The sequence below is a fragment of the Paenibacillus sp. E222 genome, assembly GCF_013401555.1.
In the GTDB taxonomy this organism is placed as follows: domain Bacteria; phylum Bacillota; class Bacilli; order Paenibacillales; family Paenibacillaceae; genus Paenibacillus.
This window is the reverse complement of sequence record NZ_CP058552.1, coordinates 1,579,328-1,597,199: the sequence shown is the minus strand read 5'-3', so window position 1 is coordinate 1,597,199 and position 17,872 is coordinate 1,579,328. Positions and strand designations below refer to the sequence as shown.

The following is a 17,872-nucleotide window of genomic DNA, read 5'->3' as shown; positions in this document are numbered from 1 at the left end:
CGCTTTAATAAAATTGTAGCATGGGTACATCTCCCCCATAAGACCAGGATGATTTGGAAAAACTCCACTATTTTATGGTAATTCAGTCTCTTTACGAACCGTAATGGAATGACGATATTTGCTTGGGCTGAGCCCTTCGAGACTTTTGAATACCTTAATAAAATATTTATCCGTCTGGTAGCCGACCTGTTCGGCAATCTCCGAGATGGGCAGAGTCGTCTGCACAAGCATCTCCTTCGCCCGCTGAATACGCGTACGGGTTAGAAATTCGCTAAAATTAATCCCGATCTGCTCCTTGAACAGAACGCTAAAATAACTTGAGTTCAAATGCAGCATATCAGCGATTTCCCGCAGAGTAACATGCTCGCTGAGATGGGCTTCCACATAAGCAACAGCTTCACTGATCTGGGGATTAAGCCTCTGGTCTCCCCGTTCCTTGGCATCCAGCAGCTTTGGGTCAACCAGCTTCTGCATCGTTTGAATACGCCGCTGTTGGTCCCTGAGTTGCAAAGCTTTCTCTACCGTCTGAATCAGCTGTTCCTTCTCAATCGGTTTAAGCAGATAATCAACCACACCCAGTTTGATGGCCTGCTGGGCATATTGGAAGTCGGCATGCCCAGACATAATCAGCACGACTGGCTTGCTCGGAAACTGCTGCACGGCTTCAACGAGCGACAGACCAGAGAATTCTGGCATGCGAACGTCTGTAATTAAAAGGTCCGCCGTCTGTTCCCGGAGCCATGCCGCTGCCTCTACTCCACTTGCCGCAGTTCGAATTTCATTACGACCTGCTGACCAACCTTCCAGCGTCTTGCGAATGCCTTCTCGTGTACGCGGCTCATCATCAACGATTAGAATCGTTCTGCCATGAATCATATGCACCCTCCGTATCCTTCGGAATCTCAAAGCGAATAACAGCCCCTTCACCGACCTTGCTCGTAATGGTAAGTCTGCACAATTCCCCAAGCTGACTGCCAAAATAAAGCTTCAACCTGCGATGCACGTTAATCAGGCCCACGCCTGTTCCCTTGTCGGAAACAGCAGGTCCACCATTCAATGCGCGAACAACAGATTGAAGCCGAGAATCATCCATGCCAGGTCCATCATCCCGAACTTCGATATGGACCAGACCCTCCTGCGTGGAAGCATCTACATGGATGCTTACCTTTCCCGGTTCGATTTTGCTCTCGATCCCGTGAAGGATGGCATTCTCCACCAAAGGCTGTATGAGCAATTTGGGAATTCTCACGGTGCGCATCGCATCACTCAGTCTGATCTCCCATTGCAACCTTTCTCCCAGCCTCATCTCCATAATTCGAAGATAACGTTCCGCGTGCTCCAGTTCATCGGCAATCGTAACCCATTCATCCTGATTGGGGCTGGAGATAATGTAGCGAAATAGGCGAGACATCGCCACAACCATACGCGCCATTTCCTCATCTCCCTTGTCATCAAGTGACCAGTAGAACGCCTCCAGCGTGTTAAACAGAAAATGAGGATTAATCTGCGACTGCAGAGCTTTCAGTTCTGTGCGTGAATGCATGATTTCCTTCTCGTAGATCTCCTCGGTCAACTCGTTCAGCCGATAAACCATCTGATTGTATACTTCATTGAGCCTGTGAATCTCCATCGTTGAGCTGAACATAATGTTGGGCTTCATGGCTCCCGGGCGTGCACTGCGCATGGCCCTCATCAGACGGGTGATGGGACGTGTAATCATGGTAGACAAGAGAAAAGACATAATGAGGAACAGCACGACGCCAAACAAACCGGAAATAAGCAGTGCCGTCCGAAGAATGGACACGCCCTCCGTCGTCTCGCTTACAGGAGTAAGAACCGCGAGTGTCCATCCCGTCATTTCGGAATGCTGTCTGACGACGATATAAGGCTCATCCCGGGTCTGGACAACAGAGCTGTCACTGCTTAGGAGTGCCTCCACATCCAGACTGGCCTCCAGATTGGAAGTAACTACGCTTCCTGCTGCATCCACCAGCAGAATTGAATCCTCTACGTCGTCCTCAGCATCCAAGTCATTCAGTTGAAAAAAGCTGCGCTGCATCCGCACCACGACATAACCGCCAGATTCAAAAGCCCGGTCCATCAGACTGATTCGCCGAATAGCCATAATGACTCCGGGATCTTCCGGGTCGGGGCCGACCCAGACCAGCCTCCCCTTCTCCGCGTCTGCTTCCGCTATCCAGTTACGTCCGAGCCTTCCATCCAAAGATCGGTCATCCATGGGAAATATTCTGCTGTAAGTTGTCGTATAGATTTCCAGACTCTGCACACCGCTCATAAAGGACGGATAGCTGCTCACAACCTGCAAGAGCGCTTGACGCTGATTAAACGTAGCCTGTTCCCCACCCTTCTCATTGCTCAGCAAACGCTGCACATAAGAATCATCTGCCACTTGGGACGTCAGCGAGTTAACCTGTGCGATTAAGGCATCCAGTCTGCCATTAGCCTGAACAGCAGTTTGATGGATATGCTTCTCCGCATTGGTTTTCAGCAAACCGGATACCCGATCATAGGCGACGATTCCTGCAATAAATAACACCACCAGCATCACCAGTACAAAACCAACAAAGATCTGATTGCGCAACGAGTTCCATCTGCCCCAATTCACTCGCAAACCCCATTCTCCTCCCCGCATGTAAAAGAAATCGCCACCCGTTTCTCATGTTGGGTGACGATTGAGTACAAGTATGCCGGAATCCATCATCGCCAATTATTGAAGCGTTTACACTTTGGCTTATTGTTCTCCTTCATCGATCTTTGTTTAGTGATTAAACTAACGACTAAAAAATAGCACAGATTCCAATCTTAATCAATCACTTAAATACAGGACAGCACCACAAACCAGAAGCTCATGAAAACAAAAAAAAGAACGGACTCCATGAGTCCGCCCTTTTCTTCATTATTTCACTGAGCCTTGCGTTACACCGTTGATGATCCACTTCTGTGCAAACAGATAAATGATGATCATTGGCAGCAGCGCCAGCAGGTACGATGCAAACGCCAGGTTGAAGTCGGTATTGAATTGACCCTGGAACACATATTGTACCAGTGGTAGTGTGTATTGTGCCGGGTCGCTAATAATAATGAGTGGCAGCAGGAAGTCATTGTAAGTAGACAGACAAGTTAGGATACCAACCGTGGCACTGATCGGCGCCATCAATGGGAAAATGATTTTCCAGAACGTGCCCCAAGTTGTCGCTCCATCTACAAAGGCTGCCTCCTCCAGCGCTACCGGAATGGACCGAATATAACCTACATACACAAATACGTTAAAGGCGAGACCATACACCGTATGCAGCAGGATAAGACCCAGCAAATTGGTCATTTCCAGTGATGCAGTCAACTTAACAATCGGCAGCATAATGATTGGAAACGGAATGAACATCGCGCTGACGAAGTAATAGTACAGCCCTTTGAAAAATTTCCGTTTCTCCATATTACGCGCAATGGCGTAAGCGACCATGGAGTTACTGAGCAAGGTCAGAATGACTGTTGACGCAGTAACAATGGCACTGTTACGGAACGATTGGAAGAAGTTTGTCATATCTATTGCACTTGCAAAGTTCTCCCAGTGAAGCGTCGTCGGAATAGCAAAGACGGATTGGGCCATTTGCTCCGGATTCTTCAATGCGATCGTAACCGTCATATATAAAGGGAACAGAATGAATAAAGTACCCAGAACAATCAACAACATAACGGGCCAGTTGGTACGTAAACGGCTTCTCATTACAGATCCGTCTCCCTTCTTTGCAGGAACCGGATTTGCAGAATCGAAATCACCGCAATAACGATGAAATAGATAACCGAGTTCGCAGATTGATATGCATATTCGCCGCCTTCAAATCCACCCGTGTAGATCAGGTGGGAGATGGACTGTGTTGCCCGTCCCGGTCCACCATTCGTCAAGGCTACGATCTGGTCAAAGACCATCAGTGAGTTTTTCATCGCCAGCACCATATTAATTGTGAAGAACGGGGCAATTAGCGGAAACGTAATGCTCCAGAATTCACGCCATTTGCCGGCGCCGTCCAGATTTGAGGCTTCATACAATGTCGTAGGGATCGTCTGCAATCCCGCCAAATACAGAATCGTATTCAACGCGACGGATTGCCATACCGCCACAATCACGATCCCAATCCATGCCAGGCTTTCGCTGCCCAGAATGTTGGTGGATAAGGCGTTGATGCCTAGGTTCTGTCCCCAGATTGGGAATACGTTGGAGAACAGGTAGTTAAATATGTAACCCACGATCAATACACTCAGGATATTCGGCAAGAAGTAGATGCCACGGAAAAAGTTACGGAACTTGATCTTGGCATTCAGCCCGAGTGCAATGAGCAGGCTCAGAATATTCGTCAGGATCGTTACAACGATCGCAAACTTGAAGGTAAACCAGTAGGCATTGCCTACATTGTCATCTTGAAACAGATTGAAATAGTTTTTGAATCCAACAAAATCATAACCTTTACCGAATCCGTTGTAGTTCGTAAATGAATAATAAATCCCCTGGAGGGCCGGCAGCGTCATAAACACGAAGAACAATACTACCGCCGGAACCGTCATCCAGTAATAAGGCGCGATGCGCTTGTTCATACTCCATCCTCCTTCGGACAAGGCGTTATCGCCGATTCGCTACCTTGTCCCATTCTTTGTCGAGTGTATCCAGATAGTTGTCGATATTCTTGTTCTGCAAAAAGGACTGTACGATGGAATTCAGCTGCACCGCAGCCGGAATATAGTGATCGGCGAAATCGATAACCTTGCCCTGCTCAATGTAAGGTGTCAGTTCCTGTACAGCAGGATCGTCTTGTTTTACACCTTCCACCGCAGAGAACAGCGTCTGTTCCTTAATGTACTTGCCTATATTCTCAGGCTCCAGCAGAAACGCGATGAACTGCTCGGCCTGCTCCTTGTTCGGTGTATCTGCTGCAATGGTAAACAGGGAGTCGATTCCGTTCACCAGCTTGATCTTGCTCGGATCGTTGCCTGTCGGGAATGGGAAGAAACCAATGTCCACATTCGGGTTGGCTTTGCGAATCTCGGAGATGGCCCAGGTACCTTGGATGTACATATACGCTTCGCCATTGGCAAAGGCACGGTTACCATCCGAATACGCTTTACCGAAGTTGTCGCCGTGACCATAATTCATCAGCTCCAGCTGCTTCTCCGCAACCTCGCGGTATTTCTCCTTGAAGGTCACCTTGTTCTCGCGACGCTCCAGGTAGAAATCAATACCAACCAAGTTAGGTCCGAGTGCATTGAACGGCAGATTGGTCTGCCAGTCATCCTTGTATGTGAAGTAAAACGGAATTTTACCCGCATCCTTAATTTTTTGGGCTGTAGCAATCAGCTCGTCCCAGGTCTTGGGTACGTCCAGACCCATCTCTTTAAACAACGTTTTGTTGTACATGATGCCGTTTGCATTTGTTGCGTAAGGGACACCTGTTACTTCATCCATACCCGTGACATCCTTTAGCATCTGTATGTAGTTGGGATCAATCGTTTTCAATAGTTGGCTGTCTGTCAGATCGGCGAAAATATCACTCTGTGCAAGAATGGAATAGGTATCGGTTGCCCCCATTGCCATAATATCTGGCACATCGTTCTTCACCACACGTGTCTTCAGCACCGTCTCCGCGTCAGGTGGATTCACCTGAGTGACCTGAATATCGGAGTGTTCGGCGTTGAACATTTTGATTAACTCGTCAAAGGTTCCTTTGGCTTCGGGTTTATTCTGAAAAAATTCAACCTGCACTTTGCCGTTGGCATGATTCCCGCTGGTGCAGGAAGACAGAAGTACAGCCGTTATTCCACAAAGCAGCATTATCCCGAGTGCCTTGGTAAGCGATGTTCTCATTTTGTACCTCCCTCAGCTTATATACGTAAAGATTTACCCATTAAATTAGTGAAATAACCACGTGGTTAATCCTTCCATCGTTTTATACTTAGAGCGTTGACTATAATGTGTCCTATTATTCCTAAAACGGTTTCGATCAAATTGAATCAGGCCCACTGAGCGCGAGTCCGTTCATCGACATAACAAAAAAGGACATCGGAATATCTCCAATGTCCCTCATGTATTCAGTTACCACTACTTACATCAAAGCTGTTGTTAACTCTTTATCAACGCTCTATTTTCGGCAAAGCATTACGTAAACGCTTGGCTCGGTAACTCTGAAATGCACGGATTAACATGCCGATGACCAGCATAACCACACCAACATTAATGGCTACATCCGCCAAATTGAGAATACCACGTCCCGACGGAAATACAAGAAAATCCGTTACGCGTGCGTAGATAAACCGATCGATTGCATTACCCAAAGCACCACCGACCATGAAACCGGCACCTGCCTGCATCCAGAAACCGCGAATCTCACCTTTTCTCCGATAATACATTATGCCCGCCACGAACAGAATGGCAACCACACCGAACAAACGCGCATTCCCTTGAAACAGGCTGCCTGCCATTCCGCTGTTCTCATAATGCTGCAATTGCATTCCCGAGTCGCCAAGCCTCATCGTGTCGCCAACTTCCATATACATCCTCACCGCCATCTTGGTTCCCTGATCAACCAAGGTCACCAGCAGTGCTACAAAATAAAATAACATCGTGCCACTCCTCCTGCCGGACGCTCCAAAGTTAAACTAAAGGTCTCCGCTGTAACTTTTCCTTCACTTTAACACACCCGAAGCGTAGTCACCAAGTGGGTAGCGCACGCGCATTGCAAACCATCAGGAAGGATTTTTCCGTTTTAATATATGATAGGTATTGCTGAACATGCCGAACAACACACCTGTAATCGGAAATATGGCCCAGTTAACGTCCCATCGCTGGTATACAAAGCCCGTGAACAGAAATAACGCCGTAGCCAATGGCCATACGATTGCCCCCACTGCGCCTACCATTCTTTCCTGCTCCTTCTTATCAGCACTAAAGTGTGGCTCCTCCAGCAATTTCGTGTAAGCCCCCTGGATATTGCCGTAATAAATGAACAGGAACACGCCCACCGCTGCCATTAACATAAAGAGAGAGACACCGTAAGATGCGTAGTCATCGTTAATATATGCACCCGCGAAAATAAAAACGGGTGACAGCACGCACAGACCGACGCTTGTAATGATTGAAACGCGGTACGTCAGCGCGAAATGGGCCTGACTGCGTTGAAGTGACATCTTGAGCGCATAGGGCAACTGAAATCCCTTCTCCATATACTTAAAACGATCAAGCTTCATCCCGCTGTGAATAAACATGCCGACTGCAAAGGCAATCAGTACAAACATCCCGATGAGCCCCAGCAGGCTGCCCGTTTCCATCGACCCTGTCATGGACTTGATATTGTTGTGTTCAAAAAATGTATCAAGGAATATCAGGAAGGCCACCCCGGATGCGCAGAGAAAAACACCAAGTCCTGTCCACAGACCCACACTGCGTTTGACAGCAGCATAATCATAAGCCTCTTCCTCCGTCAGCACAGGTGCTGCTTCCTCAATCCCGGCTGGTTGAATACCAAGCTCAGCTGTTAACTCCTCGATATTGCCAAATTCCGAAATCACAATACCAATCGCCTCATTCTCCGATTTACCCGCCCGCTTCAGTTCCAAGTATTTATCTTCCATCCCCGAGAGAAGCTCCTGTTTCAAATGCTCCACCTCGGAGGTCTTCGGCAGACCAGCAAACATGTTTTCCAGATACACCATAATCGTCTCCATGCTCTGTCACCACTCCCTGATAAATAGATTCACAACCTCCTGCGTAACCTTCCATTCCTCGCATTTTTCCTTGTAATAATCGAGGCCGAGCGGCGTGATCCGGTAATACGTACGCCGCTTCCCAAGACTCTCATCCTGGTAGAATGATTCAATATACCCGTTCTTCTCCAATCGGGTGAAGGCAGAGTATAGTGTCGTCTCTTTCATCACATACTTCTCATCTGTCAGCTGCCTGATGTTTTTGGAAATCTCGTACCCATACGACTCCCCTTCCAGCAGCATATAGAGAATTAGCGTATCGTTGTAGCCGCGTATAACGTCACTGCTGATCACAAAAGGTAATCCTCCTCCGTTACTTCATCTGTCGTAGTAGATGAAGTATATCACAATTTACTACGACAGGTGAAGTAGTTAGACCTAAAATAGGCAAAAAAATCCGTACCTGGAATAGGCACGGATGATATATACGTTTATTTGAGTTGAAATCCACCGTTTTATTGAATAGCAGAGAGCACATCCAGCAGCATGGATTTGAACTTCGGACGGTCAATGGCCTCACAGACGCGTACATTCGGCTCTTTGCCAAAACGTCCGTTGATATCTACAACGCTATATCCACGTGTTAACTCTCCTGCTGCTTCTACATCCACATAATACTGACCGGATTGGGTCATGAGCGACTCATCTGCGGCAACAGCCATCAGCAACGTATCCGGGTGAGTGGTGCCATCCAGTTTATGTACCGATTTGTTAAACTGCATAACCACTTTGTTGATGGCTGTGAAGAAATCGGCACCAGATGTACCCAGTGCTGCAATTTCAGCGTGATCGTCATCATCCATAACAGAATACTGCGTACACATCTCCCAGCCAACCATGGTGATCGGAATGCCCGCGTGCAATACAATTTTGGCTGCTTCCGGATCTACATAGAAGTTATACTCCGCGGCTGGTGTGATATTACCCAGTGCATTATTCGTTCCACCCATGATGTATAGGTGGGCAATCTCCGGAATAATGGTTGGGTCCTTCTGGATTGCCATCGCAATGTTGGTCAGGGGTGCAATGGCCAGAAGCGAGATTTCGCCCGGATGTGCATGTACCTTTTCAATGATAAAATCAACCGCATGCCCTGCCTCTGGACGCTGGTCTGCCTTCGGGAAATGGGCTCCGCCCATGCCGTCATCGCCATGTACGTCTTCCACCGTGCGGTGCTGGGCCTTGCCATAGGCCATCAATGGGCGTTCGCACCCTTTGTACACAGGCACCTTGCCGCCATGTCCTGCAACCTGTACCGTGTACAGGGCATTTTCAACCTCCTGGTCAAACTGTACGTTCCCGCCTGTAATTGTAATGCCCTCCACCTGGAAATGGTGCAGTGCCGTCAGAATCGCAATCGTATCGTCTCCTGCTGTATCTGTATCGATGATGACTTTTCTCATGATGCCGCGCTCCTTCTTGGTTGGATATCATTTAGAACGAACATATAACACTACACTCAGCACTCCGCTTACAGAACAATCTTACGATCGCTGTTATCCTCAGATTTTCTATATACCTTCTCTCAAAGGTAAAAATCCGATGATAAAGGCGAACGCTCCGCTTCTCCAGATTTTTTCTGTCCTCTTCGTTAATGTGTAATTATGATATTCAATCTAAATTATCGTTTATCGCTAGGGTTTATTTTACATCAAAAACGTACCGATGACGATGGAAACACCGATGATAATCGAACGCAGCAGCTGAGCTACCGCCATATTGCCTCGTGCGATTTCGTCACATACCCGCATCTTGGGGGTAAGGAAGTCAAATATAATATAGACCAGACACAAAATAATGATTCCCAGCGCCGACCAGAGCAGCATATCCAGCCACGAATGCGTAGAAAAGGACACCATGCCCACAATGATACACAGGCCCAGCAATTTGCTGCCCATATACATACCTGCCGCCTCGTTGCCCTTCGCGATTTCCTCGCTATCGTTATACCGGGTCAATTGGCTAAAAGCGAAATACCCGCATACCAATACAACCAGCAAAATGCCTATACCTACCGCTACATTCAGCAGGTTCAATCCCAAATTGTCCATTCCTTCTCCTCCTCATCATCCATCCGTTCATTGACCACAGCCGCACAATAATAGGCCATATCTCCGGTTACCTTCTCCCCGATCCGGGGCAGCACACCGGCAAAACGTCCACCGATGACAAAGACCCCTGTAAGCAAATAACCGCTGTATTCGCCATCCTCTGTCTGAATCACGGCCTGTTCCATCGGTACCAGCTGCTGATATATTTTAGGCTGATTATTATAGTAGGCTGCGATTTCCTCATCTTCTTCCAGTTCGTCTGTGGTGTTGGAGTTCATCGTGGCGTGCAGCTGATAAGAATTAGCAGCATGGCGCCCATGATGATCCGATCCCTCACCCAGCAGCGAGGTGCCTCGACCTTCACGGCCCCAATAGCTTTTGGCCACATAAGGCATTGCGCTCCATTCGAATGGCCCGGCTTCAAAATAAGTCGGCAGCAGATACCGGGAGATTGCAGACAACTCTGCATCGTTAAACAGCCGAAACCCGCAATACTCCGGGGTTTGTTCATTGCGTTCATAGAGTGACCAGATCGCCGCCATGAAGCCCTTGCTCTGCATCAGCACATGCTGTGCAGGATTCATCAGGCCCAGGCGGCCATTCTGAACCAATTCAAGCAGCGCTGCGCCGATGTCCACGCCGGTCGTTTCATCTCGATCATCGATTAGATATTCCAGGGGATAGAGCCGGTACAGAAGGTTGATCTCGCGTCCTTGATGGTAGAGCGCCTCCCCTGGAACAATCTCCAACTCCTCCAGTGGAGCGTAAAACGTTTCATACCCCGCCTCCTGGCACAGCTTCATCAGATACTCGGTATTGGTCCGATCCTCCACATGCTCCCCAAACGAAGTAAAGGTCACCGAGCCCAGCAAACCCTGCTGTGCGTAAGCATCCAGCCAGCGGCGAAAGCATTCCCGGATACATTCATCCATTCCTATGGACGGAGCATGGAGCGATGTTTTTTCAGCCATCCCCACCAAAAACCCTTCCAATGCAGCTGCTTCAGGTATGCCGGTTGGGGTATCCGTATTATTCTCAATACATTTAGGCCCGGCTTCTCCGATAATCCAGTCCTGCCGAGTGATCCCGCCTGTCACCATCTCCATACGCGCAGTCGGAATCAGCCCGGGATGAATGCCCAACTGCTGCTCCAGAAATGAGTCGGGCATGTATTGCTGAATAAAACGCATCACCTTGCAATAGATCCCGTCTACAGCCTCAACTGCCGTACGCAATTCCTGCATCTCCTCAGGGGAATAGACCGTCAACGCAGGCACACAATATTGCTTGCCATACATCCGATGGTAGGGAACCTGCTGCCCTGCTTCGCCCCTGAACACTTCTTCATGACTGAACGGCAGCTGGTATATATGCCTCATCAGGTTCTAACCTCCTGAACTGCGGAAGAAGCTGCCAAAGCCGCTCGATTTTGAACTGGATTTGCTGTAGGAGCTGCTGTCCTTATTGCTCCGATAGGACGACCCGCCACCGTAGTAATAGTGCCCACTGCTGGAGTCATATTCACATCCGGTATCGTATTCCGGGTCACATTCGTCGCTATTGCTGCTGCAACCGGATAATACGGCTGGAACTGCGAGCATTAGCGAGAAGGCAACCAGCTTGGCACGTGATCCGGGTTTGGGTTTGGAATTGTCATCCATTACAGATCCACCTCCTTCATCAAAAACAACACTTTCTTGCGATCCGCATCCAGCACGGAATACACAAATTCATAGGTCGTACCGCCCCGCACCATGTAATGGTCCAGCAGTTGCTCGGCAAGCTCCATCGTGTACGATGAGGATTCTGCCAAGTCCAATTCCTGAAATGCACTCCCATTCCAGAGCATATATTCCGCACTGTACATGGAGGTCATTTTGCACATCGCCAGTGCAGCGTCCGCAATCGCTGTACCGTATTCCGCAGGTTTTTGATTGTCATACTCGGTCACGTAGACTGCATGCTCCCGACGATCCTCGCATTCATTGGATAGATGCACCCATAGCTTATTTTTCATCAGGGTCGCATCGACCAGCTTGCGCATGAACAGCTCATCGCGAGTAACCGATACCTGCTCCAGTACCCCCGTCTCCACCTGCCGGTCATCCGACCAGTTCCGATAAGTCAATGAATAATAAATAAAGATAACCTGCCTTTCTGTGAGCTCTAAGAGGAGCCGTTTCAATACACACAAACGTATTAAACGCATGAGAAGGAAAAAAGTTACACTATTCCCGATGACATGTAAAAAAGAACAGGTTATCGATCTCGTTCCCAGAGTATGGGACTCAAGCGTCAACGAATCTCACAAGCCTTATATGGTGATTACATGTGAAATCCAGATTTTAGCGAACCTGAGAGATGTTATTACGGAAAAAAACGGCCTAAAACAACGATAACCTCCACTTTATGAGGGATTAACATCTCTGTGTTTCGTTAGATATTCGATGTGTGGATTTTGAAGCCAATAGGATCTCCTCGGTTCGTTAGAATGTCGGATACTTGAATCCGTTGAATCATGGGGAGTCGTCCCTGAAGCGCAAAAAAACTGTCCCAAAGCCAATACATGACTTATGAGACAGCCTCCTTGCTTGCTCAAGATGCTAGTTCCTATTCTATTTCTATTGCTATTGTTATTGTTTTTGCTATTTCTATTAATGTTCTGTTGCCAATGCCCTTCCAGCTGACACGTATGGCTTATAATTCGGCCCATTGGGCGAGCAGTTCATTGTATTCCGCCGACAATTGCTCTCGCTCGTTCCACATCTGTTCCAAAGCAAACGGATCATTCGCCACCGTTTCGAGCTGTTGATCCAGTTCCCGGAGCCGGGTCTCCAGGTGTGCCATGACCTGCTCCAGCTTCTCCGCAGTACGCTCGCTGTCACGGCTCTTTCCAGTGTTCCCAGCCTGGAAGAAGCAAGGATTGTTCAGCTTGCCTGATCCAGCCGCAGCAGCAGTCCCGTGAGAAGAACCCCCTGCTCCTGCCCCAACGGCAGTACCTCGGGGTGACGTCTCCGCTCCTGCTGTAGCCTGATTTGTCGCGGCTGCGCGGGCTTGCAGATCAAGCTTCTTCTCGCGATAGGCTTCATAATCTCCAAGATAAGCAGTCATCCGCCCATTCTCCAGTTCCCACACACGGGAAGCGAGTCGATTGACGAAGTAGCGGTCATGCGAGATGGCAAGCACCGTGCCTTCGAAATCAACCAGCGACTCTTCGAGTGCTTCCCTTGAAGCAATATCCAGATGGTTGGTCGGTTCATCCAGCAGCAGCACATTCGGCTTGCGCTGCACCAGCAATGCAAGCCTTAGCCGTGTCCATTCACCGCCGGATAACTGTCCTACCGAGCGAAATACATCTGCTCCATAGAATAGATACCGGGCCAAAATGCCGCGTGCTTCTCCTTCTTCCACGCCCGCTTCCAGACGGAAGTACTCCAGCACATTCAGCTTCGGATTGGAAGGCTCCTCCTGCTGGGCCAGATAACCAACATCTACACGTGCACCCCACTCCAGGTTGCCTGCACTTGGCTGTTCCTCTCCAAGCAACAGCTTGAACAACGTTGTTTTGCCTGAACCATTACGTCCAATAAGGGCAATTTTGTCGCCATATTCGAGTAATCCTGATACACCGCGCAGAATCTGGCGTTCTCCATAAGCCTTTTCGACCTGTTCCATAACGGCCACCCGTTTTCCCGTACGGTCTGTAGGATGTACATCGAAGTCGGCGTTACGCCGCTCCAATACCGGGCGTTTCACCTGTTCCATCCGTTCGATTGCTTTACGCATCGAAGCCGCGCGCCGGAAGAACTTTTCATTCCCCCCGACTCGGCCCCATTCTTCCAGTTGGCGGATCGTTTCTTTCATTTTTTTGATCACCTTCTGCTGCTCCTTGAACGCCTCAAATTGCTGCAGCAGTCGTTGTTCCTTCACTTTCATATATTCCGTATAACCACCAGCTGACGTCTGCGCTTCTCCATCTTCCAGCTCCAACGTCCGGGATGCTACACGGTCCAAAAAGTAGCGATCATGTGAGATCAGGATAATCGTACCTGTGTACTCGCGCAAAAATCCTTCCAGCCATTCCACCCGCTCCAGATCAAGGTGGTTGGTCGGCTCATCCAGCAATAACAGATCGGGCCTTACAATTAGCTGTGAAGCCAGCACAACCCGGGTCTGTTCACCACCAGACAACGAACCAAAACGCCATCCGTAATGCTCCTTGGCAATATCCAGACCGCCCGCCACCTGATCGATCCGGGCATCCATCTCATATCCACCCTCACGCTCAAACTGTTCCTGCAATGCCGCGTACCGCTTTAACAGTCGTTCCAATTGGTTCGGATCGGCTACACAGTCTGGATCGGACATCTGCTGCTCCATATCCTTCATTTGACTCCGGCACGCCATAAGCTCTCTGAATCCAAGACTCAGCACATCAAGCACCGTGTAATCGTCCATTCCTTCCGGCACCTGAGCAACGTATCCGATACGTGTATCCTTCTTGATCATCAATTGTCCTTCATCTGGCTGGTTCAATCGTGCCATCAGACGCATTAATGTCGTTTTGCCGCTTCCGTTGCGACCGATCAAGGCGACCTTGTCGCCTTCCATAATTTCAAACGCAATGCCATCCAGCACCAGATGTGCTCCGTGGTATTGGGTCAGTTGTTGTGCACTAATTATCATCATAATAAGGTTCCTCCTATGGATTGGAAGATCCTGACCGCAACACAAAAAGAGCCGCAGGAGGTTAGCTCCGCGGCCCTTCAGAATTCAAGCAAAATTGCTTATCGTCCGAATGAGGTCAAGGCAGGCATCTTCTCGCAAATGTTAACTTCCGTATATTCAAAATTGGACAGACTTCTCCCGTTGGTCAGAAAAGTATGAACAATGCCAGCCATAGCAATCGGCAGCTGGCTAATACGGTTGTTAAACATCTCGTGATTCACCTGTCTTCACCTCCCTTGTCATAATTAATGTCAATATATCACAGACGAATGTATTCCTGCAACCATCCCGTCCGCCCAATTCACTCTAACTGTACCGCAGCTTAACCCTGCGATTAATTCCTTCTCCGACGCCGAAACACCACATCCATGATCGCCACCGTAATGAGTGTCAACATCCCCGCTGTACCCAGCGATACGCCAAGCAAGGCATAACCAATGCCGTTCCACCCGCCAATATCGATGCTAATCATGATCACAACGGCTCCGCCGAGCAAGGCCACACATGGCAGTATATATTGGACCCCGGTCATTCGACGTCCCTGCAATCGATAGATCACCCACTCGATCAACAGCAGTCCAACCCAAACAAGGAGTATCCATAGAACTAGCCCTGTCATTGAAACGCCCCCTTCTCCTAAGCTCAGCTCGTTTCTCACGATTCCAAACTGAAGCTGATATCCGTTGACTTGAGATATGAATATGACAGGATTGTATCACATCATAAAGCCCTTCATTCCACAAACATTTGAGTTCGTGAATGAGGGCTTCCTGATTTTTATGTGATGATGAGATTGGCCAATTACTCAGGGTTCCTTGCGCCTGGTCACCAGCAAGCGCAAGCCTCAGTAAAGGCTGACACTTTCAGCCTGGCGCTGTTCATAACGCAATCCTTTGTACAAATCGGCTTTGCCGACCGAATGGAACAGCTCCATTTTATAGCGAATGACGTTTCGGGCCTCAGTAATGCATTCCGGGTAAATCGCGTTAGGGTCCCATAACTCGGTTGTGCTTAAAATTTCGCGAGCTTTTTTGAAATATGCGTGCTTCATATCGCTGGATATATTAATTTTGCAAATGCCCAGCTGAACGGAGTCCGATACCTCCTGATCCGGGTTGGCAGAGCCACCGTGAAGAACGAGAGGAATATCGACCAATTGGCTGATTTCTTTCAGAATATCCATTTGCAGCTCCGGTTTGATATGCTTTGGATATATGCCATGGGCTGTACCGATAGCCACCGCGAGTGTATCGATCCCCGTACGGGCTACAAAATCCTGCGCCTGCGCCGGGTCTGTGTAAGTGACCACCGATACGCCGCCTTCAATCGAGTTGCCGGTCTGACCGATCGTGCCCAATTCCCCTTCAACCGATACGGAAGCAGCGTGCGCAATCTCCACCGCCTGTTTGGTCAACGCCACATTTTCTTCATAAGGGAGCAGAGAGCCGTCAATCATGACAGATGTAAATCCACACTTGATCGCCCGGATGATATCAGCAATGGAGCCACCATGATCGAGATGGATCACCAGCGGAACATGGCTGGCCAGTGCACGCTGTCTGGCATACGCCAAAAATTCATCCGTCAAAAATTCAAGCTCGGTGGGGTGAATGGCGATAATTGCCGGGGAATTGGAATGCTCCGCCTCCTCAATGACCGCCCTTAAAAAGGTGCTGTCCGCTACGTTAAACGCGCCTACTGCAAATTTGTGTTCTTTGGCTGCTTTAAGCAATTCCTTCATCGTAATCAACATAAGCTCACATCTCCCTTGGATGGTATTCAAATTAAAATTCGTCATGAAACATGACCAGCGTGTGCTCGCGCCCGACCCATCTTCAACAAACCTTACTCCACCTTGAACACAATGTCGTCGAAGCTTACGCTTTCGTCTTCGGTATCGTCGAATTCTTCATCCATCGCTGTAACCGGCTTCTTTAACAGCGATAAGGTTACGCCACAGATGCTGGTTCCAATGAGCAGCGACAACATAAACAGCCACGGATGCGTGAAAAGAGGGACAACAAACAGCCCGCCATGCGGTACCGGAGCTTCAACACCCCAGATCATAATCAGACCGCCCGCTATCGCTGAGCCGATGACACAGGAAGTCACCACCCGAATCAGATCTCTTGCGGCAATCGGAATGACGCCCTCCGTCACCATACAGATGCCCATGGGAAATGCTGCCTTTAATGATTCCTTTTCTGCCGCCGTATATTTGTTTCTCGTCAGGAAATACGACAGGGTAATGCCGAGTGGTGGAATGATTGAGCCGACAAACTTGACCGCCTCCGGCCCGTAGATGCCCTGGACCAACATGCCATCCGCAAACAGCGACATCGTTTTATTGACAGGTCCTCCAAAATCAAAGGTCGCCATCAGGCCAAGAATGGCCCCCAATACAAATTTGGAACCGCCCTGCATCGATTCAAGCACATGGGTAAGGCTGTCCTGCAGCCAGACAATCGGCTGACCGATGACGAGGAAGATACCCAAACCGGATATGAGTGTAGCCAGAAACGGAATCACAAGCACAGGCATTAATCCCTGCATGGACTTGGGCAGCTTCACATATTTTCGGATGGCAACCACGACGTAACCCACCAGAAAACCTCCCAGCATGCCACCAATAAACCCCGCCTGAATCTGACTGCATATAAAACCAACAATCAATCCCGGAGCAATGCCTGGGCGGTCAGAGATCGAATACGCAATCGCTGCGCAGATTAAAGGTACAACCAGCCCCATGCCCCAACCGCCGATCTGGTTGATCATATACGGAATCGTTCCTTCCGCCTTGCCCACATCCGCCCCGCCCAACACCTGACCCAGCGCAATACACAGACCTGATGCAACGATCAGAGGAATCATATAGGAAATGCCTGTTAACAGATGGCCCTTGATGACTGAACCTGCGTGATTGGATTTTGCGCTCATCGTCCTGCCTCCCTTTTATGAGGATATGCCTAAAGTCTGCTCCACCTTTTCAATAAATTTAATCGGGGCTTTAATGACCGTTTCCGTTTTCACTCGAATGATTCGTTTGCCTTTGAACCGTTCTTCTCCACCAATCTTGATATCTGCGGCCACTATAATCACATCAGCATCTCGAATTTCTTCCCGGCTAAGCTCGTTTTCTGTGCCAATGGTTCCCTGAGTCTCCACTTTAATCTCATGTCCGCGGGCCTTTGCACCTTTGATCAATTTTTCCTTGGCAATATAGGTGTGGGCAATACCTGCAGTGCAAGCGGCTACAGCTACAATGTTCATCCGTATCCCTCCAAATATGATGTCGTGCGTTCCTTTTTAATCAACATCGTAAT

Annotated in this window: 19 protein-coding genes; all 19 read right to left on the bottom strand. The window is 48.9% G+C overall.

All coding sequences use genetic code 11. The features are described 5' to 3' along the window. Window positions 1-72 precede the first annotated feature (72 nt). Complete coding sequence (locus tag HW560_RS07160; protein WP_090903201.1) at window positions 73-876, bottom strand: response regulator transcription factor; 804 nt, start codon at window positions 874-876, stop codon at window positions 73-75. Then, window positions 845-2,626, bottom strand: coding sequence for a cache domain-containing sensor histidine kinase (locus HW560_RS07155; protein ID WP_306459239.1), 1,782 nt, complete (start codon window positions 2,624-2,626; stop codon window positions 845-847). Before HW560_RS07155 ends, HW560_RS07160 begins: the two co-directional genes overlap by 32 nt. 291 nt (window positions 2,627-2,917) lie before the next feature. Next, window positions 2,918-3,745, bottom strand: coding sequence for a carbohydrate ABC transporter permease (locus HW560_RS07150; protein WP_076287389.1), 828 nt, complete (start codon window positions 3,743-3,745; stop codon window positions 2,918-2,920). Next, on the bottom strand, window positions 3,745-4,611 hold the full coding sequence (locus HW560_RS07145; RefSeq protein WP_090903199.1) for a carbohydrate ABC transporter permease: 867 nt from the start codon (window positions 4,609-4,611) through the stop codon (window positions 3,745-3,747). Before HW560_RS07145 ends, HW560_RS07150 begins: the two co-directional genes overlap by 1 nt. Window positions 4,612-4,636: 25 nt before the next feature. Further along, entirely contained in the window at window positions 4,637-5,875 is a 1,239-nt protein-coding gene (locus HW560_RS07140) for an ABC transporter substrate-binding protein (protein WP_371129178.1), read from the bottom strand. Between the two features lie 266 nt (window positions 5,876-6,141). Further along, window positions 6,142-6,630, bottom strand: a complete 489-nt coding sequence (gene lspA / locus HW560_RS07135) for a signal peptidase II (RefSeq protein WP_076287387.1) — start codon at window positions 6,628-6,630, stop codon at window positions 6,142-6,144. A 123-nt stretch (window positions 6,631-6,753) separates the two neighbouring features. Then, window positions 6,754-7,731 carry a permease prefix domain 1-containing protein gene (locus HW560_RS07130; protein ID WP_179262539.1) on the bottom strand — a complete coding sequence of 326 codons (978 nt, stop codon included), beginning with the start codon at window positions 7,729-7,731 and terminating at the stop codon, window positions 6,754-6,756. Window positions 7,732-7,737: 6 nt separating this feature from the next. Next, window positions 7,738-8,064 (bottom strand): PadR family transcriptional regulator, encoded by a 327-nt coding sequence (locus tag HW560_RS07125; RefSeq protein WP_090903195.1) that lies wholly within the window; start codon window positions 8,062-8,064, stop codon window positions 7,738-7,740. Window positions 8,065-8,225: 161 nt separating this feature from the next. Next, window positions 8,226-9,173 carry a nucleoside hydrolase gene (locus HW560_RS07120; protein ID WP_179262537.1) on the bottom strand — a complete coding sequence of 316 codons (948 nt, stop codon included), beginning with the start codon at window positions 9,171-9,173 and terminating at the stop codon, window positions 8,226-8,228. Between the two features lie 243 nt (window positions 9,174-9,416). Continuing rightward, window positions 9,417-9,821 carry a DUF350 domain-containing protein gene (locus tag HW560_RS07115; RefSeq protein ID WP_090903191.1) on the bottom strand — a complete coding sequence of 135 codons (405 nt, stop codon included), beginning with the start codon at window positions 9,819-9,821 and terminating at the stop codon, window positions 9,417-9,419. Next, window positions 9,803-11,200: a glutathionylspermidine synthase family protein gene (locus tag HW560_RS07110; RefSeq protein WP_179262535.1), complete on the bottom strand. Its 1,398-nt coding sequence runs from the start codon at window positions 11,198-11,200 to the stop codon at window positions 9,803-9,805. Before HW560_RS07110 ends, HW560_RS07115 begins: the two co-directional genes overlap by 19 nt. 6 nt (window positions 11,201-11,206) lie before the next feature. Next, a complete protein-coding gene (locus HW560_RS07105) occupies window positions 11,207-11,482 on the bottom strand; it encodes a hypothetical protein (RefSeq protein WP_090903188.1) in 276 nt (91 codons plus the stop codon). Next, window positions 11,482-11,916 (bottom strand): hypothetical protein, encoded by a 435-nt coding sequence (locus HW560_RS07100; RefSeq protein WP_256222237.1) that lies wholly within the window; start codon window positions 11,914-11,916, stop codon window positions 11,482-11,484. Before HW560_RS07100 ends, HW560_RS07105 begins: the two co-directional genes overlap by 1 nt. 602 nt (window positions 11,917-12,518) lie before the next feature. Continuing rightward, window positions 12,519-14,510: a ribosomal protection-like ABC-F family protein gene (gene abc-f, locus HW560_RS07095; RefSeq protein WP_179262533.1), complete on the bottom strand. Its 1,992-nt coding sequence runs from the start codon at window positions 14,508-14,510 to the stop codon at window positions 12,519-12,521. A 98-nt stretch (window positions 14,511-14,608) separates the two neighbouring features. Then, complete coding sequence (locus HW560_RS07090) at window positions 14,609-14,770, bottom strand: hypothetical protein (RefSeq protein WP_177185820.1); 162 nt, start codon at window positions 14,768-14,770, stop codon at window positions 14,609-14,611. A gap of 113 nt (window positions 14,771-14,883) precedes the next feature. Continuing rightward, on the bottom strand, window positions 14,884-15,168 hold the full coding sequence (locus HW560_RS07085) for a hypothetical protein (protein WP_179262531.1): 285 nt from the start codon (window positions 15,166-15,168) through the stop codon (window positions 14,884-14,886). A gap of 225 nt (window positions 15,169-15,393) precedes the next feature. Next, a complete protein-coding gene (locus HW560_RS07080) occupies window positions 15,394-16,302 on the bottom strand; it encodes a ketose-bisphosphate aldolase (protein ID WP_179262529.1) in 909 nt (302 codons plus the stop codon). A gap of 92 nt (window positions 16,303-16,394) precedes the next feature. Continuing rightward, on the bottom strand, window positions 16,395-17,486 hold the full coding sequence (locus HW560_RS07075) for a PTS fructose transporter subunit IIC (protein ID WP_090903177.1): 1,092 nt from the start codon (window positions 17,484-17,486) through the stop codon (window positions 16,395-16,397). A 15-nt stretch (window positions 17,487-17,501) separates the two neighbouring features. Further along, on the bottom strand, window positions 17,502-17,819 hold the full coding sequence (locus tag HW560_RS07070) for a PTS fructose transporter subunit IIB (protein WP_090903173.1): 318 nt from the start codon (window positions 17,817-17,819) through the stop codon (window positions 17,502-17,504). Between the last annotated feature and the right edge of the window lie 53 nt (window positions 17,820-17,872).